Here is a 22,788-nt window from a genome sequence, read left to right as displayed (position 1 = left end):
AATGGCGAACAACAACTTACAACAGGCAACCGCTCTCCAAACAACGAACCCACGCCACGCCACGATCGAACGGTCCGAATTGCGCATCCGAGACCCGTACATCGTGGAGTACGAGGACCGCTACCTGCTCTTCGGGACGACGGATCCGAGCCCCTGGCACGGGCCGGGGGCCGGGTTCGACCGTTACGAGAGCGATGACCTCGAGCAGTGGAGTGGACCCTTCCCTGCCTTTCGTCCGGGTCCTGGATTCTGGGGCGAGACCCAATTTTGGGCGCCAGAAGTGCATTACTACAACGGCACATGGTGGATGTTTGCGACCTTCGCCGACCGCGCGGGCCGCCGCGGCACCCAGGTGCTGGCAGCAGCAGCCCCAGATGGGCTGTTCCAACCATGGAGTGACGGACCTGTCACACCGAGTGGATGGATGTGTCTTGATGGCACCCTGTACCAGGATCGCTCCGGTGCGCCATGGCTGGTCTTCTGTCATGAATGGCTTCAGGCAGGGGATGGCGCAATTTATGCGCAGCGTCTCAGTGACGACTTGCGAACCTCGAGAGGGGATCCGATTCTCCTGTTCACGGCCTCCGAGGCGCCCTGGACACGACCCTTTCGCAATGAGGAAACGGGTTACGACGACATCGCGTTCATCACTGATGGTCCCTTCGTGATCCACGATGACGCGGGGCTTGCACTCCTCTGGTCCAGCGGCGGCGAAGGAGGCTATTCAGTCGGAGTGGCCCGCAGCTCCACCGGACTCATCACCGGACCTTGGGTGCACGAATCGCAACCCCTCGTTGGATCTGATGGCGGACACGCAATGCTGCTCACAACACGAAATAGCCGCTTTCTGGTGTTTCACCAGCCCAATGAACTGACCTTTGAGAGGCTTACGATCCGATGCGTGGCCGAAACCAACGGGATCTACCGGGTCCCAGCTCCAAATGACGACTATTCCAACTAAACAAAACAATCGCCTCAGTGGCTTAGCCGGGCGACCTTTCCTTAGTGTCCTTTTTTGAACTGATCGGGAGATCTTGTGAATCAGAGAATTTCCGTTGGCTTCGTAGGACCTCGTGATGCTGAACTACTTGAGGGTCCCGCGCTGTCCAGAGCACAGGTGAATCGCGAATATTTGATGAGTCTCACCGCTGAGAACTTACTTCGCCCCTATCGCATGGAGGCGGGGTTGTGGCGATACTCCGGCTCTGTAGGGACAACTGTCGGAGAAACTGCAGCCGACGGCCCCGAAAACTGGCACTGGGGATGGGAATCGCCCACGAGTGACCTTCGCGGACATATCCTCGGTCACTGGTTGTCGGCCGCAGCCTACCTGTCAACACACGACGAGGAAGTACGAGCGCGAGCCAACCACATTGTCAAAGAGCTGGTCAGATGCCAGGAGGCGAATGGCGGTCAGTGGGTGGCTGGGATTCCGCGCGGATATATGGACCGGGTTGTGCAGGGTCAGGAGGTGTGGGCACCCCAATATACGGTTCACAAGATCCTCATGGGGCTGTGGGACATGTACGCGATCGGAGGCAGCGCCGCAGCGCTGAAGCTGCTCACGAACTTCGCTGATTGGTTCGTGCAGTGGACGGATCATTTGAGCCGCGGGCAGCTTGACGATGTTCTGGATGTGGAGACCGGGGGGATGCTGGAGATTTGGGCGAATCTCTACGGCGAAACGGGCGAGAATAAATACTCAGTGTTGATGAGCCGCTACGACCGCCCACGCTTCTTCGATCGTCTGCTCAGCGGTGAGGACGTGTTGACCAACAGGCACGCCAATACGCAAATCCCTGAAATACTGGGCGCTGCCCGAGCGTGGGAGGTTACGGGAGACCGGCGCTGGCGTGACATCGTCGAAGCGTTTTGGTTTCAGGCCGTTACTTCCCGTGGCACTTACTGTACGGGTGGGTCTACATCGGGAGAGGTCTGGCAACCTTCGAAAATTGTACTTTCGCGTTTGCACCGCGTGCAGGAGCATTGCACTGTTTACAACATGATGCGTTTGGCGCAAACCTTGTATAGCTGGACGGGCGAAAAGAGCTATGCGGACTACTGGGAACGGAACCTCGTAAACGGAATTTTTGCGCAGCAAAATCAGAGGACAGGCATGGTGACCTACTTTCTTCCCCTCGCGCCTGGCAGTGAGAAACAATGGGGTTCGCGCACCAACGACTTCTGGTGCTGCCACGGCACCCTCCTGCAAGCGCACTCTCACCACGCGACGGCTGCCGTGCAGCGGGACGAGGATGGTCTCCGCATCAGCCAATACATACCCTCGGACACACGTTGGGACGATGTCGCCGACACAAGCGTCGCCATTCGGATTCAGCAGGATCCTCTCGACGGTGTGGTGTTCGGACAAACTGAAACCCTGGACGGTCTAAACGCTATCCAACGTCTGGAGCCGGATCTGCCGACCGAACGCCCCGACCGAATGGTCTTCGATATCAAGGTGCGTCCAGACCAAACGACGCGATTCACCTTGCGACTACGAATACCAGATTGGGTCCGTGCCCCACTTCGCGTGTATTGCAACGGGAATGAGCTTGCTTACGTCGAGGAAGAAGGGTGGGTTCTCGTCGATCGCGACTGGTCGGCGGGAGATCTCCTACGCGTCGAATTCCCGACCCGGGTTCGCGCCATCCCGGCTCCCGAGAACCCTGGCGTACTGTCCTTCGAAGACGGACCCTATGTTCTCGCTGGATTGACCTCACGGCGCGTGCCAGTCGAACGCGCACATGGCGGGGACGCCACCACTATTCTCGCGCCGGATGAGACCAGGACGCATCACTGGTGGAATGCAGGCACGTACCGCACCATCCGCACCCCTGACATACAATTCGTACCCCTTTCCGACCTAACTGAAGGCGACTACACCGTCTACTTTCCCGTGGAGTCCGGCGATGACAGAAGTACAAGGAGCTTCAATGAGTAAAAGCACCCCGATCCGGGTCACAGTTTGGAACGAAAACCGGCATGAGCAGGAACACGAGCAGGTGGCAAAACTCTACCCCCGCGGCATTCACGGCGCAGTGAAGGAGGGTATCGAGGAGAACCTGGGTGCCGCCGTCGTCGTCCGCACCGCCACCCTGGACGAGCCGGAGCACGGCCTTACCGAAGAGGTCCTGGCCACCACGGACGTCCTGACCTGGTGGGGGCACATGTCCCACGCCGATGTCGATGACGAGATCGTGGAGCGGGTGCACCGCCACGTGCTCTCGGGAATGGGGCTGATCGTGCTCCACTCAGGCCACTGGTCCAAGATCTTCACCAAGCTCATGGGCACCACGTGCACCCTGCGCTGGCGGAGCGAGCAGGACCGCGAGCTGGTGTGGACCGTGGACCCCACCCACCCCATCGCCAAGGGCGTTCCGCACCCCATCATCATTGATGAGCAGGAAATGTACGGCGAATTCTTCGACATCCCTGGGCCGGAGGAACTGGTCTTCATCAGTTCGTTCAGCGGCGGCGAAGTCTTCCGCTCCGGCTGCACTTTCCGACGCGGCCACGGCAAGATCTTCTACTTCAGCCCCGGCGATCAGGACTTCCCGGTGTATCACCACAAGGACATCCGCCGGGTCATCTCCAACGCCGTCCAGTGGGCATTCACCGACCGGTCGCGCCGGGAACTTCCGGAACTGCTGCAATATGACACCGATGAGTTCTACAAGGGCGCCGACTACAAGGGCGCCACCGCGATCTACGAGGAAACCACGGCATGAGCCGCCCGTTCGCGACAATTGAGGACGATCGGGGTCCGCTAAAAGTGCTGCTGGTCGGCGCCGGAGCCATGGGCCACACCTGGCTGGGGGCGGTGGAGGCCTCGCCGCTCGTGGAGCTCAGCGGCATCGTTGACCTTAACCTGGACGCCGCGCGTGCCAGCGCCGCCTCGATCGGCAAACCTGACCTTCCAGTGGGGAGGGGAACAGCGCAACTGGCGTCCGACGTCGGCGCCCAGGCGGTCATCAACGTCACCGTTCCGGCCGCCCACCACCCCGTATCCGCCGAGGCGCTCTTCGCCGGGCTTCCCGTGCTGGGCGAAAAGCCGGTTGCGTCCACCGTGGCTCAGGGCCTGAGCCTGGTCGCTGCCGCCGAGCTCACCGGCCAGTTGTTCATGGTCAGCCAGTCCCGCCGCTACAACCGCGACCTGTTCGCCGGCAAGGCTCTCGCCGGCGGGCTCGGCCGGCTGGGCACGCTGTCCGCCGATTTCTTCAAGGCACCGCATTTCGGCGGATACCGCGACCAGATGGAGCACCCGCTACTGCTGGACATGGCCATCCACCAGTTCGACATGGCGCGCTTCCTCCTGGACGCGGACCCCGTCTCCGTATTCTGCGAGGAATACAACCCTGCTTGGAGCTGGTATCGAGGGGACGCGGCAGCCGTAGCGTCCTTCGAAATGTCCGGCGGCGAGCGGTTCGTGTTCAACGGAAGCTGGTGCAGCCCCGGGCAGGAAACCTCCTGGAACGCAGCCTGGCGGCTCGGCGGCGAAAACGGGACTGTCGTGTGGGACGGTGATAATCCCCCGACCGTGACCCCATCCTCCCCCGCAGACGCCGCTGCTGACATTGCTGTAGAGGATACTGTTCAGGTGCATGCCCCCGTTCACCCGGGCCCGAGAGTGGTGGAGGAGCCGGGCCCGGACGTCCACGGATCCTTGCACGAGTTCGTTTCAGCGCTCCGAACAGGAACTCCGCCCATGGGTCAGGTTCACGCGAACATCCTCAGCCTGGCCATGGTGGAAGCAGCCATCGAAAGCGCAGCCACCGGCTGGCGGGTGCAGATCGACGCACTACTGGAACGTTCCTATGAAGAGGCTGTCCGGGACGAGAAGCGGCAGGACGTGGCCGCCGTCCTCCACTCCTGGTCCATCGATGGTGCCTTCTCCGCCGCAGCCGCCCTCGGACCTGCTCCTGGTACGGAAATGCCAAGCCAGATCCAGCCAGCCCCTCCAGAAAACAACAGAATCGGACGCGATGCCACTTTTTGACCTCCCGTTGGCCCAGCTCCGCAGCTATACCTCCGATGTGACGATGCCGGAAGACCTTCGCGAATTCTGGGATGCCACGATCGGGGATGCCAGAGCCTACCCCCTGAACGCCCGGTTTGAGCCCGTCGAGAACTACCTTTCTGTGATCGACACCTTTGACGTGACCTTCGCAGGGTACGGTGGGGAACCCATCAAGGGATGGCTGCACCTCCCTGCCACCAGGGACTCAGGTTCCAGGCTGCCTGTGGTGGTCCACTACGTCGGCTACTCCGGTGGGCGGGGACTGGCGAACCAGGAAACAGGGTGGGCGCAGGCGGGGTACGCGCATTTCATCATGGACACCCGTGGCCAGGGTTACGGTTTTGCTGTGGGTGAGACTGCTGATCCCCATCCGTCGGCTGGCGGCGTGGGTTATGCCGGCTTCATGACCCGGGGCGTCGGCAGCCGCGAAGACTACTACTACCGGCGGGTGTACACGGATGCCTTCCGGGCAGTGGAGGCAGCACAATCCCACCCTGAGGTGGATGCGGCACGAGTCGTCCTCGCCGGCGGAAGTCAGGGCGGCGGCATTGTGGTAGCTGTCTCCGGGCTGGTGGCCGGTCGGCTCGACGGCGTCGTGGCAGCTTTGCCCGACGTCCCGTTCCTGCAGGATTTTCCGCGCGCTATCGACATCGCCCCGCGTGGCCCGTACCCGGAAATCGCCGCCTTCCTTGCCCGTCATCGGGACCGGTATGAGCAAGTACTTGACGTCCTGCGCTATTTCGACGGCGTCAACCTCGGACGATGGGCTACGGCGCCTGCGCTCTACTCGGCAGCGCAAAGTGACGACATCTGCCCGCCCTCTACTGTCTTCGCCAGCTTCAACGCGTACGGCTCGGGCACTTCTGACGCGTCCCGTCCCGGCCCAACGAAGGAGATGGAGGTGTACAGGTTCAACAACCATGAAGGAGGGCAGGAACACCACTGGATAAAGCAGGTTCTGTTTCTCCGCCAGCTCTTAGTCTAACTCCCGGTTCAAATCGGCCGAAAAGACAAACCTGCTACTAGTGGGTTTGTGCATTTTCGACGGCAATCCTCATCAAGAACCTCGCCGCGTGCTGTCAATGCTCCCGGTCTCTGTGTCCCGTGGGTACTTCGACGTTGCCCTCATGTCGGCAACCTTGGCGATCATCGGCTACCGCTGCATCCATAAGTTCTCCCACATCGTAGCGGTCCTCAGCGCCGTCGTGTTCGTGATCCTGCTTGTCCGCATTATCACCGACTCGAACCTGGGCGCGGTCGTCGAAACGAACGTCTTCGATGGTGCCGCATTCGTCCTCGGGGTTTCCCTGTCGGCCGAGTTCCAAGGCGAGTCTGAGAAATCAACGCCCCTGACGGTCCCCTCTTCCTTAGCTTGACGACAGGGCACTTATCGGCAGACTGGCCGCTTCCGCACGCTCGGCCGTCAAGCGCGTGATCCGGCAAACCTCCACAGCCCCTGCCAACGACTAACAGCCCGCGCCGCCCCCCTTGCATTCGTAGTGCCGCATCGACTAAACGGATAAATCCGGCCTGAATGCCCTCGGTCGGCTCAGCGACGGAACCGCGCACGCAATGAAATTCAAGACCGGCGTCATGTCGTCATTGCACGCGCATGCGATGAGCAGAATGTGGGCCGAAGGAGGACTAGGCAAATGGCTGCGAACAGCTACGAAAAAGCGGATTTAAGTGTGGACAATGTACACACCCCCTTTGGCCTGACAAAGCCGTCCCCAGCTAAGGCTCTCCGCTCCGGCAATGAGCCAGAACTGAAGAACTTTGACGCAGGCTCTCGAAGTCATGTCGCGCTCAGTACCCCTACCCATGAAGTGGTGTAGGCCAACCACGACCTACCGGACGAACCAAGAAAGGAACATATAGCCCCAGTTCAGAGCCAGCGGAGGGCCAAGCAGCCACGACCCTGAACCCGCTCCCCCACAACCAAACAGGCGGCCCGCGGCGCCAGGCACACCCTGCGGCCAGTGTCAGAGGGACCTGACCAACCAGAATGTACACGCGTTAAAGCAAAAACCCCCTCTGACGAGGGGGTATGCCGTGCCCGAGGTGGGACTCGAACGGGATTCGCGGCCTTGTTATTGCTGGGAAGTGGCGGAAACATACGGAATCCGGGTCAGTCCGGCGGCTGTACGAGCCAGTCCGAGGCCGGAGGTGTGGACATTGTCCACACCTCCTTTTGCCCCTGTCGGCGGTCATCGGGTCGCCGTCCACGGCGAAGCAAACGTATTGCGCATCGGTCTTAGCGCCGGGTTCATCTTGGCTGCCGCAAGTGCGGACCGGAACTGAGCAAGTAACCTTCATTGGATTTCCTCCTTTCCCAACTTCATAGGTAATCAGCCCAAGAGCAACATGACATTGCAAACCTGACTACAGAGACATTGAGGTGGCGTCCTACTGTGACCGACTGATATGTAGGTTCCGGTGTCAAGAGGCATGGATGACGGGCTCCTGGGTTTGTTACGGGGGCCGCTCATCTTGTGCCTGGTCGGTTGTAGTGGGAAGTGCGGGCGGGTCGTTTTCGACGGCAGCGTCAGACTGATAGTGGCGGGTTGATTGACGCACGACGATGTTCGGCTGGAGCTCTGCGAGGTGTCTAGGGTCGAGCGTCGACGGTCTGATCCGCCTGCTTCCCCGGGATACTCCTGATGATGCAGAGCGGGTCGATGCCGTAGATGGGGCCGGCGAGCCTGTTGTAAGCAATTACCAAATCGACCGGCTACTGAGTGCTGCTATGGACCGGGCGCGCAAACGGCCGACAGGTAGCCATTCCGACCTCGAGAACAGGAACTGAACTGCCCAATTCTGCGCCCCGCGCTCCCTGTGCGGAAGCAGCAAATAGACCACTTACGACTACGGTTCCGATCGCATTAGCTCGGGTTCTATGCGATCCAGCAACAGACGGGCGGAGTTCTCAGCGTGATCCCCCATAATGGCCAACGCCTGTCGGCCGAAGCCATCCCAATCGATCCCCATTCGCACGGTTTTTTCGTCGATTCGGCGACCCTCTTGTTCCATGCTCTCGAGGGCAGGAACCTGTTGGATCAGGATGACCAACTCAATGAAGTGGTGCTGCATCTGCCGTATCGCCAACTCCAGCATGCCGAAGTCCACTGATTTGCCGGGTTCCCAAGGGTCAACCGATATGTCCATCGACGAATGCGCTGCCCACTTGTTCCGCATGTGACGAACGTACTTGAGCTCCGGAGTCTTGTTCTGGATACCGACGTGTTGAATTTCGTTCACGAGGTCGACAGCGGCATCGCGCTCTGGAGACGGAGGACTGTCTTTGAGTTGCCTGCGAACCACATCCAAGGCTCTGTACAGCGAATTAGAACCGGCGCCGGTCTGATCGAACAGCGATGCCGTGTCTACAACCGCCTTTTGAAGCACACTAACAACCAGATGATCTAGGCCGGCACCGACCGGGTTGTGTCCAACTCGGTCGCTGGCGTGTCTGAGGCGGGGCGCCGCTACCTTGGCAAACGAAACGGAATACGCGGCGTGGCCCAACTGGGCAATGGCATTTTCGATGCGTACTCCAGGGGGCAGAGCGTCGAGCCTAGCTTTGAGCTGCTCATCGTCTAAAGGTTCGACTCCGCCTGGAGTCGTAAGGGTTGTCGCGGCCTCGGGTGCCTCATGAGTCTCGGTCATGTCGTGGGGGGCGGGTCCGTCAGACATTTCGCCAACCCTTCAACTTGTTGAGGATGCCTCGGGCATCTTTGATCTCCTTGGTGTGATGGCCAGTCTGACCGTCGTCATCGTGGTACACGTATTCTTCGCGGATTCCGATGTCGTCAGTGAAGGTTTCGGTGCGACTCTCCCGGCGAGTGTATTTGCCGTCCGAACTCCACCCGTCGTAAGTTCTGCTTCTGGTGTCGGTCTTCCCCTTGTAGGTCGAGTCGTAGTTGTCGATGAAGTCGCTCAAGACATTCGCTTCCTCGTTCGTGAGACGAGTTTTGGATATATCCAAATGCTCGCCTATGGCGTCACGAAGCCTTTTCTTCTCGTTTCGATCCATGTTCCTGCCCCATCCTCATTGACGTCATTGCGCCTGAAAGTTATCGAATCCGTCTGTCAAGCCACGGCGGGCGTCCCGCCAATGCCGATCGCAGAATCTACCACGCCTCTCCTTCGAGCAGCGGCGCCGCGCCGTCGGGAGATCCCACCCAACAACAGTGCACGCGTTACTGGAGATGCACCATCAGGAGCTAAGTTCGCTTGCGACGTGTACGATTCGGTACTTGGACTGCAAGCTCCCCCGCTGAAGCCCGCCAGCCACTAGGCTGGTGCGGACTCCCTCATTCTTGGTCGGGCTTCTTTTCGCCCGTGCAATGTTCATCGTGCCGACGCTGCATGTCCTCGATGAGGCTGCGGTCGTTTTCATTGGCAACAAGACCGTGGAGCGAGCACCGTAAGGCCCAGCCTGTCACACCGATTTTCTCGATTGTAGATCTCATGCGAACCGCTCCAAGAGTGCGCCCAACCTCGCATGGATCTTCTTCAATTCTTCAGGGTCGGCGTTGAGCACGGCTACGGGCTCATCGCCGCTTGTCTCCCAGCAGTTGATATTTAGAACGGGGCGTTCGTCATCATCGTCTTGGGTTACCTCGAAAACGAGTCGTGCGATTGTCTTGGGGCCGCCGTTCGCGAAGAAGGCCGGGGTTACCTCGGTTTCGTCTTCGAAAAGCGCTGGTGCTGTGCGGCAGTAGCCCGCCGCATAATCGTCCTGCAAATCGCACCAATCTTGGCATTTTCCCGATTTCGGCATGCAAATTCTCCCAGTGTTAGTCCTGAATGGTCACAGGCTATCAGCCAGTTCGAGCGCATACGGCTCCAAACGACTTAGCGCCATTGTGGGTCCCGCGGTCGTTCGGACTGGATTAGCCGCCAAAGAGGGCGGCTCAAATGTCGGGGTACTCTCCCCGGCCGTGGACACGGCCGGCATCGGATAGGCGGTCATAGGCACTGTCCGTGAACCACGCCCGGACTTCACCGCGTGGCGTCTGCATGCTCTGCTGCACGATGCGGCTATCAGGAAACCGCGGGATGATTCCGGGGACCCTTCCCCCATTGGATCGGCCGTAGCGCTTCCGGGCACCTCTCGCACTCTTCAATGTCCCACTCTGAATCCGTCACCCGCCTCAAGACGCCGGGTATCCACGCCCGTAGTTGCCCAGGATGGTCGGGAAGCAGCCCTTACACCGCGCGACTTCGCCATCTACGACACCACAAGGCCCTACGACCTCTACTTCGACGACGCGTTCCACATGATGGTGGTGACAAAAGGCGACCGAATTCCACAAGGCATACCCGCAAATCGCTGAAAAATACACCGGCGACATACAGGATCAGTGTCAGCTGAACGAGGTTGTCCCGGACACCGATGAGACAGTAGTCGTTCCAAAGGCTGACTCGGGCAGGGGTAGCGGCGGCACCTGGGGCGGCCAATAATTCACTGGCCCTGGATTAGAAACTGAGACTAGCGGCCATCGATAGGAGGGGCCAACAGCCGTTAGGCTTAGCGATCTTGGGAACCCGATCTAGTACTTTCCAGCGTACTCCGTGTATAGCGGCTCCGGCCGGGCGTCACGGTAGGCCTCGACTGCGTCTTGTACTGTCTTGTCCTTCAGGTTCAGCGAGTAGTAGACATCCTTGACCTTGATGATCGATTCAATGCGTTGATAGTCGTCGCCGTGCTCCTTGGCGTAAGCCACAAGCCCCTTCAGCTTCGGCACCGAGTCGCTCTGATTCTGCGCATGCGGGTCCAGAATCGACGGCACGATGCCATCATCAGTTTGGTGGAAGAACACGAAGTCTGGAGCCATGCCGTGATGCCGGCGGTTCATGTAGTACGGCACCTTCAGCGATCCGATACCACCGGTCGGGTTGCGGTGCCAGGCCAGGCAGCTCTCATCCTCCAACTCGGTGTTCAGAACGTGGATCTCCCAGTCATTCAACTTCACGGGGTAGTCACCAGTCGGCGAAGACAAGATATGCCTGGGCCAGACCACTTCTGCCACAGGGAAGGGCTTGTTCTCAGGCAAGGAAATGACCGATTGCTCCGGTTCAGTCGCTTCTGAGCGCACCTCATCGAACTGAGCCTTCAGGGCAGCCGGCGCTTTGTTGATCTGTGTCTGGTGCTCCTTGAACCACTCGACGATCGTCGCGTTGGCAACCTGATCAAGCTTCTCTTTCACGCCTGTCTGGTGAGCCACAACGGCGACGGACATCATCATGGTGAAAGTGTCGCCGTCTTCTTGGTAACGGTCGTTGAAGTAGGCATTGGCCATCGTGCGACCGATACGGCGTTCCGACTGGGCGAACAGTTGCTCTACGCCCTTACTGTCGATTTCGACCTCTTCGAGCTGATCGATTTCCAGAACTGCGTTGCCATCAAAGAGGGTCGTTACTTCGTTCTCGATGAAGAAGTGAGCCAGCTTGTCGGCCTGCTCCTTGAACTTATCTGCGGCGTCGAGCTGGACGCGGGCTTCCCGGAGCACGTTGATGAGACGGTCGTCAGCAAGCTTCTTGGCACCCTGCAGGATCGCATTTTTGCCACCACCGGTGAGTAACGTGGCGAAGTTCTTGAGGCGGTCGACCTGGGTCCGGTACTGAAGACCAGGGATGACGTACGACGGCAAGCTCAACAGGAGCTCGAAGATGGAACTATCGAGCTTCGGATTCTGTACCAATCGAACAGTCTCGTTCGTGAAAACGGTAACGCCCGTCGCACCCGGAGTGCCCTCGTCCTCCTGGTCACCAAGAACGATCGGCTCTTCTGCAGGCTCGACAACAGGTGTTTGCGTCCTATCCGGCTCAGCGTCACCTTCGCCTTCGGTCTCGAAGAATGCAGCGTTGAGGTCACGCTCGATCTTCTCCTGACGCATACGCTCTGCATGCAAGCCGGTGTTTACCGTCGTAGCCCGCTTAGCGATGGTGCTATTTGCCAGCGTTGCCTCTGTGGTGGGGACCTCCGGTATGAGTTCCGGGACGACATCCGGCTCCTCAGCAATGACGGGATGCACCCAATCCTCGCGGAAGGAGTCATCGCCCAGCTTGAGTCGATCCTTGATCTGCTTGACTCCTGCTTTGTTGAAGCGAGGCAGGAAGCAGTGCACGTAGTTCAGCACTTCGTTCTGGTCGACGCGGCGTGCGAGAGGAGTCCGGATCATACGGCCGATGATCTGCGTAATGGCGTCCTGGTCCTCGACCTTGCGGTATGAGAGGAGTACCTCCGCGCGGGGGCAGTCCCAACCCGTGGTGATTGCCTGCTTGCAGAGCACTACACGGATGTCGAGATCGTCCTGGATGTCTTCAGGATTGGAGTAGGGGATGGCATAGCTGCCAACGTTCAGTACCCCGTGCTCACCAAAGGTATGGCAGATGTTGTGCAGCTTGAGTCCGGGCCAAGCGTCGAGCACGACCTCGATGATGCCGGACAGTTCGTCGGCCGCCGGCACGTTGCCAACCTGGATGACCATTGCGGGTAGCACCTGCGGCTCGTTGTTGGTCGCCGAGTATGCGCCCCATTCCGCCTCATACTGACGGACGGTCGCCACCGAGTGACGAAGCAGGGCGGACTCATTGAAGTTGGCGACGAGGTGCTCAGGGCGTGCCAGGACGATGCCGTCCTTGAGCAGGCCCGATGCCTGGACCTCCTCCACACCAATGCGGGTGGGACGGACCCGGCGCTGGATCGCATCCATGGCCTTCTCAAAACGCTTCGGCGTCGCGGTGATACCGACGATGACGGGAGCAGCAGGCCGGCCCGTCTTTGCGCCGCCGATGATCCGCGAGACGATGGTGTCTCGCGTACGTTCGGCCTTCATGCCGACGTGCGCCTCATCGATCATAATGACGAACTTGTCGGGCTTAGTCTCGATCGTGTTGGTCAGCGTCTGCCAGAACGAGTACTCCCGCAGATCGCCTTGCCCTTCTTTGGACAACCTGGCGCTTGCGTTCAGCTTCTGGACGTTGAGGAAGTAGACCTTGCCACCGTCGAGGACCTTTTGATCGAAGCTCGGCTCAATGATCTCGATAGTTCCGTGGGAAATCTTGTCCGAAGCCGTCAGGAACTTACGGGCCGTTTGCTCATTTAGCGAGGGATCATCGGACACCCAGAGGAACGTCCAGTCCGGGTTAGCGACCACGTCCTCAGCGCCGAAGAGCGCAGTCTCGATAACGGCGGCAGCGATAACTGTCTTACCTGAGCCGGTAGGAGCGGTCAGCTGCACGGCGGTTAGCCGCTCGCCATCGGTTTCGACGTAGCGCTCGAGCGCCTCGGTAATGTCCTCCAGCACGTTCTTCTTAGCAACCGCCTGGTAGCCACGGAGTTTGAATTTCATAAAGTGTTAGCCCTGCCTCGTGTTGATCTCGAAGGACTGCAGGTAGTCCGAATAAAGCCGAACCGAATCGATCCCCTGGTTGATCTGCGCGTTGATGGCTTCAAACTCCGCCTGCGAATCCGTGACGATGAAGACGGACCGGATGTCGTTACGAGCGTTGACTGCATCAACGAAGGGCTCCCACTGGTCGATATCAGTGAGTAGGCCGTAGTAGCCGTCCTCCGGCAAGGCCCACCCATCATCAGGGAGACCGTCGATTCGTTCGCCCTGGGCGCCGGCGCGCATCCACATGATAGGTGCAATGGCTTCGAACTTTTTACCGAGTCGAACCAGGTGGTTATCCTCGTAGGTCAGCTTGAAGAACTCGACATTCTCCTCGAAACCTTCACTCATTGGAAACTCGTCGTTGAATCGGTAGGTGCCTTTGACTGGCTCCATTTCCGGTGTCATGCCCGTCAAGGCGGCAGTGATTCGCGGTCGGGTGATGTGCTCGAAGATGCCGTGTGATTCCCAGTCCTCGTCACCAGGCTCGAGACCGGATGCACCAAGCACTTTTTGTTCTCCCGCTGACACTTCATTGTTCGTGACGAGTATTGACCTACGCCGACCACCGTCCTGCCGGTTGAGCCGCATGACTGCGTGTGCCGTAGTCCCCGAGCCGGAGAAGAAGTCAAGCACGATAGCGTGCGGCTTGTCCTTTACGAAGAATCGCAGGGCATCTTCCACCGCGTATAGAGACTTGGGGTAGGGGAAGTCGCGCCCGGGAATGAGGTTATTGAGCATGGTTGATCCATGATCGGCAGCCCCATGGGACGGCTTGTTCCAGGTCGACACCGGCCTTCGGATGACCGAAGTCCTCCCAAGGATCAATGCACCTTCTGCGTCCTTGCCGATGACTTCAATCTCGCCATTCCTTACCTTGTCCGCTGCTCCCGAAGGGAGGTACGAGATGGAGCGCCGCGTACCTCCCGGCGACCAGGGCCCAAACCTGGCGAGCCCTTCCTGAATCAGATTCTGAAGTGTTACGTGCGAAACCCTCCAGCGTTTTTCAGTCGATCCAACTACGGGAAAAACGGAAAAGGTGCCCACCGGAGGCTCTACCTCAGTGCGGGATTGGCTGAGTGCCAGCGGCTTCCCAATCGAATGAAAAGTGCCATCGACCTCTCGAAAGAAGACTGGGTAAAACATGTTCGGTCGATCAGTACGGTTGCTCGCTGAGCCTGACCGAACAAGGCTGTCCCATCGCACGTCAGAGGACTCGACAACCGGCCTAAGCATGTCGTCATTGCTAGGAACAACCTGAGCGCCTCCAACAAAGACAAAGTAGATATATTCGTCGGTCCGTGAAAAGCCCCCCTGACGCGAAGATCCGCTCGGGTTGATCACGCTCGAAACCATTTGGATTTCACATTCTGAGAACGTCTGTTCTAAGAGGAGACCCAAGCGAAGAAACTCCTTCTCATCGATGGTGATGATAAGAACCGAGTTGACAGGATTTAGCAGCCGCTTGGCTAGCTTCAGACGCCGCTCCATGAAGGCGAGCCATTTGGAGTGACGGTATGTGTCGTCCGCATCGACGTAATCATTGTTGTATTTCCAGTCCTTGGCACCCGTGTTATAGGGAGGATCAAGGTAGATGGCGTCAATTTTCCCTTCATAAGGGTACAAAAGCATTTCGGTCGCGTGATAATTTTCAGCGTTGATGATTGAATGGAACGGCTTGTCACCACCGCGGACGACTTTCCCTAAGCTCTTAAGGCCGGGGTAGATTGGATCACCGAACTCGCGAATGACGATCAGTTCCTCGACGGATGCTTCCGCACGCTGAGCCGCATCGCCAACCCGAACTATAGAAGCTACACCGTTGACGAGTCTGAGGACGGTCCAAATGCCAGGCGTTGAACCGTCCTTGAACACGACTTTGCCGCCGCGAGTAACCTCGAAGCCAGGTAGCTGCACTGACTCAGGTCGATGCTCCTCGAAAACCAAACCGAAGCTCGTCTTAGCGGTAAGGCGATTGACCTGGTGCTGAATCTCACTCTTGAGCTTCTCGTCCGGGATCATCGCGATCAGCGTGTCGAGGTGTGCCACCCATACTCCTTGAATCATCAAGCCGGCAATACCCCCTGGCGCGCGCGGCGTACCTGACTTTACCTCCCAGTCCGCGCGGGGCCGGTATTGGCGAAAGGACACGAGATCTCGCGCACTTCCCGCATCTGCCCGCAGCATCTGATTCGAACATGTGTTCTATAGTTAAGGCCGTGATCAAGCGAGGCGACGCGGAGGACTTAGAGCGCATGATGGCTCGGGCTCTTGCTGAGGAGCGGCGCCCGTTCGACGATACGAGCAAGTTTCAGACCTTCCCCAAGTACGGCAAGCCACTGGTCCGAGTCGGCGAGACCTGCGGCAAGGCGACCGGCTGGACCGCCATCTATGGCCTAGTCGAGTGGCTCGACGTCTCCGGCAAGTATCACATCGACTGGGCGCACTCCTCCAACATCAAGCGAGTGAAACCTGACGAGTGGAAAGGCTCAAGCCGGCTCTAGCCCTTCAGACTCAGTGGGGCCGAGTCGCATAAGGGCTCGCTCGCGCACATACCCCTCCCCCAGCGGACTCCCGTTGAGGGCTGTATTGCACCACTTGTGGGCAGTCCTCAGGTTATAGAGCTCATCCTCGCCGCCGTCGACCACCCGGATGATGTGATCCAGAGTTGGGTACAGCTCCGAGGATGGGCTGGCTCCGGGATCAGTCGGCAAGCCGCAGATCTGACAGATGTAGTGATCTCGCTCCAGGACTTCCGCGCGGTAGCGGCCGTGCGTCGTTGCTCGCCGTTGACCCGTCATATACAGCGGCTTGACGATGCCCTTCTGCTTCTTGCATTCAGCACAGCGGCAGTCGTCCTTACGGCCGATCTCATCAAGAAAGAGCGCTCGACAGGCCAAATGCTGCCCGGGAAAGTCACCGAAGGGCGTTCCAGGCTCATTCCGATACAGGCCGATCCCGTATTGCCAGGGGACCTGCGCCTTGCAATAAACGCAACTTCCAGCTTTCGCGAAGTCGTGTGCAAGACGGCAGTCGTTACAGCAGAACAGCCGGCTCTTTTGATGGGTCTCGAAAGTGATCCCACAGCCCCTGCACGCCACGTGTGCTCTATATGCCATTCCCCACCTCACAAGCACGCCATTCTTTACTGCTGATTCTACATCTCAGATATGCGAAGTTTGACGGTGAGTTTTAGTGAGAGACAGCAAAGGCGCCTTATGAATAAAAGGGGAAGAGCAGTTCTAAAACTGCCCTACTCACCAATTAGCAATAGCGCCGTCGCCTTGAGTTAGTGCCGATATTCCTATTCGGGACACTCGATGCGAAAATATGGGGTTAGATCGTTGAACTCACCTGGGTTACTTCAAGGATCCTTTGCGCTGAAACAGGTCTGGATGCCTCGCTACTGATCCTGTCGGCGACGGTCTAAAAGTGAGCCATTGTGACGAAACGGCTCACTTTTCGACCAGCGATGACAGATCCGAGAAATGCACGGACTCTAGCTAGAGGCAGACGCTCCCGCACGTTCGGCCGTCTCGTCTGGTGCAACGGCTGCCAGGGAAGGATCGGCGTTCTCATCCTCCCAACTCTCCGGCGCAGGCCGGAAAACTTTCCGTGCTGACTTCACCACTAACCACCCGAGCAGGTCGTTGCCCCAGCCGCCGTGGCTACTCCGATCATGAGCGGCACCTGCTTGCCGAACACGAGGATGCCCTGCTTGGTCAGCCTCTCCCCGGGATCTGACAGACGGTCACTAATCGCATTGAATCTCTCAAGAAGAGGCCCTGTATGAAGGTCTAACAGAGAAATAGTTCAAATACTCGCTGCCTACGACCTGATCGGATCGTTTCGGGCAACCGCGCAGCGCACGGGCTGCTCGCATCACGCTGTCGCCGGACACGTCGCCGCGCGGGACGCGGGCCGTCCCATCGCCGACCCCGCCGCCAGGGATCGTGTCTCTGACGCGTTTCCGGCCAGGATCCAGGAATGGGGCGAGGCGTCCACGTCAAAGTAGACGTTCGAGTTCGTCAATTGGCCCCATGATGCTGAACTCGTAAATTTTGAGTGCTAAGTCCGCGAACTCACGTGGCAGATCGCCCCCCAAAGACAGAGCAGCCTCCTTCACTTTGTCGCGGGAAAAGTCTGCTCCGCGCATGTGCTTCAGCCAGGACTTGAAGTCTTCCTTAGTGGTTCCGGCGTTCCTGGCTCGTTCGTAGTCGGCCGACAGCTCCTCCCAACCAGCAGTGCCTGACAGAAAACTCGAAGTCGGCAGATAACACAGAACGTCACGCTTCAGAAGCCCAAACGGCTTGATGCGGTGAAGGACGTTCGTTTCAATGGCCCTCTCGCCCAAGGCCTGGAGCCAAACTACCTCGCCGCCACGTCCCAGCCGACTGAGGCCGGAAAGGATTGATTTCGCTGCTTTTCGATTTCCGTCACGGCAGGCCTGGGTCGCCTGATTCCACACATCGAGGACGGGCTGGGAATCGACGTTGTCAAGGACAAGGACAATCGTTGCTGTCGTCGCATCTAAAAGGATCCGGGCATCGGCGATGGATTTGGCATGTCCTGCCCCGTTGATCGGGATGATTCTCCCGCGGGCACGACGAATATCCTCACCCAATACCGAATCGAAGACGATCTCGTCGTGGGCACCTTCAACGAGCACCACTACCCTAGTTAGCTGTAAGAGGTCACTCGGTGCTAGTCCTAGTTCCGTCGCGGATGATGAGAGCAATGAGCTCGATCCGAGATCCACCTCATGCAGGGTTGTTGGATTGCCCGGCAACCGCCTTACATGATGCAAGGCTGCTCCGACCCGCCCGTCAAGGAAAGACGGTGCGTGCGACCCCGTAAGCACCATGAGGTTCCTCGACCTTTTCAGCAGATTCTGTAACATTCGCGGAAGATCTTGCTCCCGTATGCGATGAAGCCCTCGTTCAGGCTCGTCGATAAGAAAGACCAGTGGCAAGGTTTGGTCAACCCCTGCGTTGCTCCACTGGAGCGCTGCCAGAGCCCACCGGAGTTCGGCCCCGGATAGCCGTCCTATCCCGAAACTCCGGCCATCCGGTCCAAGCACGACCCATTCCGGGATCTCGCCGACGAACCACTCATGGGGGGACTTCAGTTCCAGCCTAAGCTCGAACGAATGGGGCCCTGTGAGCTCAAGGAACGCGTTGGCGTCTCCTTCCAGCCGTTCAACCGCCCACATAAACCCGGGGTGCAAGCGAGTTTCAGCATCGTCGGCGATGTCGATGAGTTCCCCATTCTCCTCGGCAAATGATACGAGGAGGCTGTTCGTTGTGGCACGAGTGCTGCCAATGGATCCGCTATCCGAAATTACCTGGACAGGGGGAACGGCGACCTTTCCTAGGGCGGAAACGGGGAGCGGGAAATTTTTGGGCCAGCCTGATAGGTGGTCGGGCTCCATAACTCCACGACCGGACGACAGACGCGTCCACGGCGTCTCCCCGAAAGCACCCACCGGGTCCCTACCAAAATCGTGGTCCGGTTTCCACGCCCCTGAGGCCACCACCGTATCGATGAATTCACGTTGCCGCCGGCGTGACTCGCGAACGTCCTCCCAGTTCTCGTCACCCAGTTCGACACTCAGGTATGTCCCCCATGCGGGTCCGGATGCGGTCCCCCGCGGCACCAGACAAAACGAGATCGCGGCTTGCTGGGAAAGGACAGGATCGTCCCAGATCCACTCCTCATCAATCTCGCCGCCCAGGCACTCATGAAGGAGCCATTGCCATCTTTCAAGCCGCGAGATGTGCTCGGGCATAACAGCCAGATGCCCAGTTCCAAAAAACGACTCCACGAAAGCGTCTTCAAACTCTGACGTTTCAAATGAAGCAGGATCCTCATCCAATGCGGAAATCCGTATGTGTAGACAGGACAATTCCGAAGCAACCCCATTCACTTCGTTTGGTCCGATGCCTCGAAGAACGGCTTCGGCTTCTCGGAGGATTGAAGTCTTTCCCGCTCCGTTCAAGCCATAAAGTACGGAGAGTCCGTCATCGAGTTTCACATGCACAGCTTCCAAAGGCTTCGGACCAAAAAGACTCACTCCCCGTAGCTCAAAGCCCCGTCCGGCTAGAGTCACACTTGCCTCCTCTTCGCTCTGGGATCAAACGTAAGCGCCCACATCGGTAACAGGAGAAGTGACGTTGCCCTGCGGGTCCCTCGGAATCAACATACCCGACCACGAACAATTGACCCCTTTCCGACCGCTAAGCTTGCGGCTTGTTGGGACCATATTGATCAAGTCATCAGAATCGATTAAGACTCGTTCGTGCTGTTCTTCCCAGGCCTGATGGGCTCTTCGATTCCGCTGGAGCTTCCAAGGGTAGCTTGCCCAGACTAGCAATGCGGAACCGTCGGTTCACGCAACCGCATTGTCCGAACAAATCTGTAGCTTGATCTAAGACAAGTCATTCTTGTCAAAGGCAAGTCCTGTACGGCTTACTCCGGCCTACGCTTATTTGGCGCGGAACGCCGCCTCCTTGAGTGACGAACAAGGATGCCGCCAGCAAGGAACGTCGCCATGATGGTAGCCAGTACTCGCTTGCGATGCCTTCGTCCGAGCAGACGGCTGGGTGAAGAAGTTCTCACCGCTGTAAGGGAGGAAGCAGTAGTTTGCAGATCCCTCTCCGCGCCGATAAAGAAAGTCCCAAAAAACCAGATCAGGCCACCACCAGCTATGCCGAACAACCCGGAAGCCAGAAATAGTTGCCCTTGCGCCCAAGCATTCTCTTGCTGGTCAGTTCCTGTTATACGGTAGCTCTTCGAGTCTTGAACGGCAGCAATCGGAAACTTCCATTCCAAAATGCCCGAATCTGGCATCGCTGGGGTAGTAACAGACGGAACGAATTCCCTCGGGAGACCCTTGGGCGTCAAGGTTGCCCTAGAATTTTGTGCCACAGCGTCCATCATTAGCACATCTCTCGGAAGAAACGTTGATGTGATGTTTGGAAAGACGAATCGCTGTTGGGCACCTGCAATTGCCGCGGTAGGTGCCAACGCTTCGCCTTCAAAGAAGACTGCCCAACTCGCCCCTGCAGTCCCGACAAGAAAGCCCGAAAGTTCGCTGTTTTGGACAATCAGCATCTTGCAGTCGTCCTCGAGGGAGATATTGAACCCTACAGCACCGGAGAAGTAGTCTCGGCCGGTCGGCGCTACCAGCGGTTCCAGTCTGAGCTCGTCGCTTCCGCCCGCTTTCCTCAGCCTCACATCTTTCATAGCCCCGCAAAAGCCTAGTATGAGATCTCCAGCTTTTTCAGGAGTCACAGGCACCTCCGGATCGCCAAGCAGCGATAGTGAGAACTTGCCCTCGCGTTCGGACGGGTGGAGAGTCATATGCACATCTACACGGACGGGCGTAGCTGCACTGCCATGCTTTACCCCGACTAAAATGGATCCGGCCTCAGCGAGCGCTGGAGTCGTTGCGAATGCTGGTTGAGCCATCAGGAATCCGAGAATTCCCGTCACCAGGGTTACAGCCCCTGCACCAATCCGTTGTCCGAGCCCGCGCATACCGATCACGGATGCAAGTCTATGACCGAACGATGATGGCCCCGGGGACGGTGGCGATATGCCATGCCACCGCGCCGGGCCGGGCCGGCCCGGCGTCATGGTCCTGGCACGGTAGACATCCATGAATAACGACAGCCCTTGAACCGCCAAAGGAAGTCAGTCATGAATGCTCTCACCATCCGGGACCCCGCCGACCTGCTCAGCTTCATCGGCCACACCCTCGGGTTCTGGCCACAAGAAAGCCTCGTCTGCATCACCCTCAACAAAGACAAAGTCGGCGCCACCCTCCGCATCGACCTCCCCAAACAACCAGGCTACGAAATCCACTTCACACGCACAGTCGCCGCCTACCTCACCACCGACGAACGAGCCAACGGCATCGTCTTCGCCCACTACACAACACAAAAACCCGAACCAGGCGAAGCGCGACCGCACCGGGCCACCATCGCAGCCCTTACCGGCGTCCTGGCCCAAGATGGCATCACCGTCCGCGATGGTATCTACGTCACCAACACCACCTACTCCCCCTATGACACACGCCCCGGCGAGGACATCCCCATGCCACTCAGCACGACTGAGTACTCGCCGGTCAATGCCGAATTCATATACCGGGGCAGCACCATCCAATCCAACAACCAAATCACCCTCCCACCTGCCGCTCACAAGCGGGAGCACGCGACCGCCGTCGAACACCACATGGAAGCCATCCTCAACCGCTCACCGTCGGCAGCAATCCAGGACGCCCACCGCCTCTGGACCGGCATGCTCAACACCAACGACTATCCCACAGACCAGGACGATCTGAAGCTCGTCGCCTATTTCCAGTTTCCACATCCGCGATCAACTCATGGCAGACATCCCCGGCATCGACGAACCACACGAACACATCCTCTTCGGCCAAACCACCACAGCACCAAACTGGTCACGCATCGAACGGGCCCAAGACCTGCTCCTCCACACGTACACCCTCACAGCCCCAGAGCACGCGGCACCCGTACTCACCACCATCGGCTACATCAACTGGTGGGAAGGCAGGGGATCCAAAGCCCACCAATACCTCCAACTCGCCCTCGACACCGACCCCGGCTACCGCTTCGCACGCCTCACCGACCACATGCTCGGCGCCGGCGTCATCGCAGGCTGGAACAACAACAAAACCACCGCCCTACCAGAGCACCTTTGACATGCCGTGACCCTGTGGTGAACTCGCTAAGCGAGGACTCAAAAATCTGTGGCTTCCTAAGCTAGTTTGACGGCTAGAAAACTGGGAGCCATAGCTTGACGAAAATGCGCTTATCGGCAGCGCGGCGTATGGGCGCTCATCGGCAGACTGGGCAGCGTCTACGTGTTCAGCCGACGTTCGCGTGAGCTGCAGGGTGCCGGAGGCACCCCTGGGAGCGGTCATCTGCGTCAGGCCCGCGTCCCGCTTGATTTCGCAGTGCGCCTGCGTTGACACGGCCAAGACCCATTTGATGGCACTCGGCCGACCGTGGCCGCCGAACTCTCGCCTCGGAATGATCCTGCACATGCAGAGCGCTTCCGGATCCGCGTCATGTCGCTATGGCCACTCACATGCATGAGTGTACGTAGGCCCAAGGAGGGAAGAGCTAATGGCCGCAAGCATGCGCAATAAAGACGATTTAAGTGTGGACAATGTCCACACCCCCTTTGGCCTGACAAAGCAGCCACCATCCACGTCTCCTCGCCCGAGGAACGAACCGAAGTCAGGATCTTTATTGCAAGTTCCCAGAGTCATGTCGTGCTCAGCATCCCTACCCATGAAGAGGTGTAGGACAACCACGACCTCCCGAACGAACCAGGAAAGGA

At 58.6% G+C, this 22,788-nt stretch carries 18 protein-coding genes and 1 pseudogene; 10 read left to right on the top strand and 9 right to left on the bottom strand.

Annotation, left to right across the window (positions count from 1 at the left end; genetic code table 11):
* Nucleotide 1: 1 nt before the first annotated feature.
* The 6 genes from AB4Y87_RS03695 (at nucleotide 2) to AB4Y87_RS03670 (ending at nucleotide 6,396) form a co-directional block, all read left to right on the top strand.
* Complete coding sequence (locus AB4Y87_RS03695) at nucleotides 2-961, top strand: glycoside hydrolase family 43 protein (RefSeq protein ID WP_441437367.1); 960 nt, start codon at nucleotides 2-4, stop codon at nucleotides 959-961.
* A gap of 75 nt (nucleotides 962-1,036) precedes the next feature.
* Nucleotides 1,037-2,944, top strand: a complete 1,908-nt coding sequence (locus AB4Y87_RS03690; RefSeq protein WP_441437368.1) for a beta-L-arabinofuranosidase domain-containing protein — start codon at nucleotides 1,037-1,039, stop codon at nucleotides 2,942-2,944.
* Nucleotides 2,937-3,731, top strand: a complete 795-nt coding sequence (locus AB4Y87_RS03685) for a ThuA domain-containing protein (protein WP_441437369.1) — start codon at nucleotides 2,937-2,939, stop codon at nucleotides 3,729-3,731. The genes AB4Y87_RS03690 and AB4Y87_RS03685 overlap by 8 nt, the downstream gene beginning before the upstream one ends.
* Complete coding sequence (locus tag AB4Y87_RS03680; RefSeq protein WP_442003119.1) at nucleotides 3,728-4,999, top strand: Gfo/Idh/MocA family protein; 1,272 nt, start codon at nucleotides 3,728-3,730, stop codon at nucleotides 4,997-4,999. The genes AB4Y87_RS03685 and AB4Y87_RS03680 overlap by 4 nt, the downstream gene beginning before the upstream one ends.
* Nucleotides 4,986-6,005 (top strand): acetylxylan esterase, encoded by a 1,020-nt coding sequence (locus tag AB4Y87_RS03675; protein WP_442003118.1) that lies wholly within the window; start codon nucleotides 4,986-4,988, stop codon nucleotides 6,003-6,005. Before AB4Y87_RS03680 ends, AB4Y87_RS03675 begins: the two co-directional genes overlap by 14 nt.
* A gap of 88 nt (nucleotides 6,006-6,093) precedes the next feature.
* Nucleotides 6,094-6,396 (top strand): hypothetical protein, encoded by a 303-nt coding sequence (locus tag AB4Y87_RS03670; protein WP_441437372.1) that lies wholly within the window; start codon nucleotides 6,094-6,096, stop codon nucleotides 6,394-6,396.
* 1,489 nt (nucleotides 6,397-7,885) lie between these two features.
* Here the strand turns inward: AB4Y87_RS03670 and AB4Y87_RS03665 are convergent.
* The 6 genes from AB4Y87_RS03665 to AB4Y87_RS03640 form a co-directional block, all read right to left on the bottom strand.
* Nucleotides 7,886-8,713, bottom strand: coding sequence for a hypothetical protein (locus tag AB4Y87_RS03665; protein ID WP_442003117.1), 828 nt, complete (start codon nucleotides 8,711-8,713; stop codon nucleotides 7,886-7,888).
* Nucleotides 8,706-9,053 (bottom strand): hypothetical protein, encoded by a 348-nt coding sequence (locus AB4Y87_RS03660; RefSeq protein WP_442003116.1) that lies wholly within the window; start codon nucleotides 9,051-9,053, stop codon nucleotides 8,706-8,708. The genes AB4Y87_RS03665 and AB4Y87_RS03660 overlap by 8 nt, the downstream gene beginning before the upstream one ends.
* A 280-nt stretch (nucleotides 9,054-9,333) precedes the next feature.
* Entirely contained in the window at nucleotides 9,334-9,492 is a 159-nt protein-coding gene (locus AB4Y87_RS03655; protein WP_442003115.1) for a hypothetical protein, read from the bottom strand.
* A complete protein-coding gene (locus AB4Y87_RS03650; protein ID WP_442003114.1) occupies nucleotides 9,489-9,803 on the bottom strand; it encodes a hypothetical protein in 315 nt (104 codons plus the stop codon). Before AB4Y87_RS03650 ends, AB4Y87_RS03655 begins: the two co-directional genes overlap by 4 nt.
* Before the next feature lie 772 nt (nucleotides 9,804-10,575).
* Nucleotides 10,576-13,380, bottom strand: coding sequence for a DEAD/DEAH box helicase (locus AB4Y87_RS03645; protein ID WP_442003113.1), 2,805 nt, complete (start codon nucleotides 13,378-13,380; stop codon nucleotides 10,576-10,578).
* Between the two features lie 6 nt (nucleotides 13,381-13,386).
* On the bottom strand, nucleotides 13,387-15,471 hold the full coding sequence (locus AB4Y87_RS03640; protein ID WP_442003112.1) for a site-specific DNA-methyltransferase: 2,085 nt from the start codon (nucleotides 15,469-15,471) through the stop codon (nucleotides 13,387-13,389).
* Nucleotides 15,472-15,641: 170 nt separating this feature from the next.
* Here AB4Y87_RS03640 and AB4Y87_RS03635 point away from each other — a divergent pair, with 170 nt between their 5' ends.
* Nucleotides 15,642-15,926 carry a hypothetical protein gene (locus AB4Y87_RS03635; protein ID WP_442003111.1) on the top strand — a complete coding sequence of 95 codons (285 nt, stop codon included), beginning with the start codon at nucleotides 15,642-15,644 and terminating at the stop codon, nucleotides 15,924-15,926.
* Here the strand turns inward: AB4Y87_RS03635 and AB4Y87_RS03630 are convergent.
* Both AB4Y87_RS03630 and AB4Y87_RS03625 read right to left on the bottom strand, forming a co-directional pair.
* Nucleotides 15,912-16,223, bottom strand: coding sequence for an HNH endonuclease (locus tag AB4Y87_RS03630; RefSeq protein ID WP_442003110.1), 312 nt, complete (start codon nucleotides 16,221-16,223; stop codon nucleotides 15,912-15,914). The two genes, AB4Y87_RS03635 and AB4Y87_RS03630, sit on opposite strands and share 15 nt — an antisense overlap.
* A gap of 1,205 nt (nucleotides 16,224-17,428) precedes the next feature.
* Entirely contained in the window at nucleotides 17,429-18,181 is a 753-nt protein-coding gene (locus AB4Y87_RS03625) for a hypothetical protein (RefSeq protein ID WP_442003109.1), read from the bottom strand.
* A gap of 390 nt (nucleotides 18,182-18,571) precedes the next feature.
* Between AB4Y87_RS03625 and AB4Y87_RS03620 the strand changes: the two genes are divergently transcribed.
* Complete coding sequence (locus AB4Y87_RS03620) at nucleotides 18,572-18,706, top strand: hypothetical protein (RefSeq protein WP_442003108.1); 135 nt, start codon at nucleotides 18,572-18,574, stop codon at nucleotides 18,704-18,706.
* 1,184 nt (nucleotides 18,707-19,890) lie between these two features.
* Here the strand turns inward: AB4Y87_RS03620 and AB4Y87_RS03615 are convergent.
* Entirely contained in the window at nucleotides 19,891-20,970 is a 1,080-nt protein-coding gene (locus AB4Y87_RS03615) for a hypothetical protein (RefSeq protein WP_442003107.1), read from the bottom strand.
* Nucleotides 20,971-21,123: 153 nt separating this feature from the next.
* On the opposite strand from AB4Y87_RS03615, the pseudogene AB4Y87_RS03610 reads away from it, so the two are divergent.
* Together AB4Y87_RS03610 and AB4Y87_RS03605 are read left to right on the top strand one after the other, a co-directional pair.
* A pseudogene (locus AB4Y87_RS03610) lies at nucleotides 21,124-21,540 on the top strand (DUF4192 family protein); the annotation flags it as partial.
* 268 nt (nucleotides 21,541-21,808) lie between these two features.
* Nucleotides 21,809-22,144, top strand: a complete 336-nt coding sequence (locus AB4Y87_RS03605) for a DUF4192 family protein (protein ID WP_442003106.1) — start codon at nucleotides 21,809-21,811, stop codon at nucleotides 22,142-22,144.
* The last annotated feature ends 644 nt before the right edge of the window (nucleotides 22,145-22,788 follow it).

Source organism: Paenarthrobacter sp. RAF54_2, from assembly GCF_052113945.1.
Taxonomy (GTDB): Bacteria; Actinomycetota; Actinomycetes; order Actinomycetales; family Micrococcaceae; genus Arthrobacter.
This window is presented reverse-complemented; position numbering and strand designations above follow the sequence as displayed.

Bases quoted from the DNA above. Each gene is read 5' to 3' on its own strand.
- AB4Y87_RS03695 (WP_441437367.1), top strand. From the start codon at position 2: ATGGCGAACAACAACTTACAACAGGCAACCGCTCTCCAAACAACGAAC.
- AB4Y87_RS03685 (WP_441437369.1), top strand. From the start codon at position 2,937: ATGAGTAAAAGCACCCCGATCCGGGTCACAGTTTGGAACGAAAACCGG.
- AB4Y87_RS03680 (WP_442003119.1), top strand. From the start codon at position 3,728: ATGAGCCGCCCGTTCGCGACAATTGAGGACGATCGGGGTCCGCTAAAA.
- AB4Y87_RS03675 (WP_442003118.1), top strand. From the start codon at position 4,986: ATGCCACTTTTTGACCTCCCGTTGGCCCAGCTCCGCAGCTATACCTCC.
- AB4Y87_RS03665 (WP_442003117.1), bottom strand. From the start codon at position 8,713: ATGTCTGACGGACCCGCCCCCCACGACATGACCGAGACTCATGAGGCA.
- AB4Y87_RS03660 (WP_442003116.1), bottom strand. From the start codon at position 9,053: ATGGATCGAAACGAGAAGAAAAGGCTTCGTGACGCCATAGGCGAGCAT.
- AB4Y87_RS03655 (WP_442003115.1), bottom strand. From the start codon at position 9,492: ATGAGATCTACAATCGAGAAAATCGGTGTGACAGGCTGGGCCTTACGG.
- AB4Y87_RS03650 (WP_442003114.1), bottom strand. From the start codon at position 9,803: ATGCCGAAATCGGGAAAATGCCAAGATTGGTGCGATTTGCAGGACGAT.
- AB4Y87_RS03645 (WP_442003113.1), bottom strand. From the start codon at position 13,380: ATGAAATTCAAACTCCGTGGCTACCAGGCGGTTGCTAAGAAGAACGTG.
- AB4Y87_RS03630 (WP_442003110.1), bottom strand. From the start codon at position 16,223: ATGACGGGTCAACGGCGAGCAACGACGCACGGCCGCTACCGCGCGGAA.
- AB4Y87_RS03620 (WP_442003108.1), top strand. From the start codon at position 18,572: ATGGGGCCCTGTGAGCTCAAGGAACGCGTTGGCGTCTCCTTCCAGCCG.
- AB4Y87_RS03605 (WP_442003106.1), top strand. From the start codon at position 21,809: ATGGCAGACATCCCCGGCATCGACGAACCACACGAACACATCCTCTTC.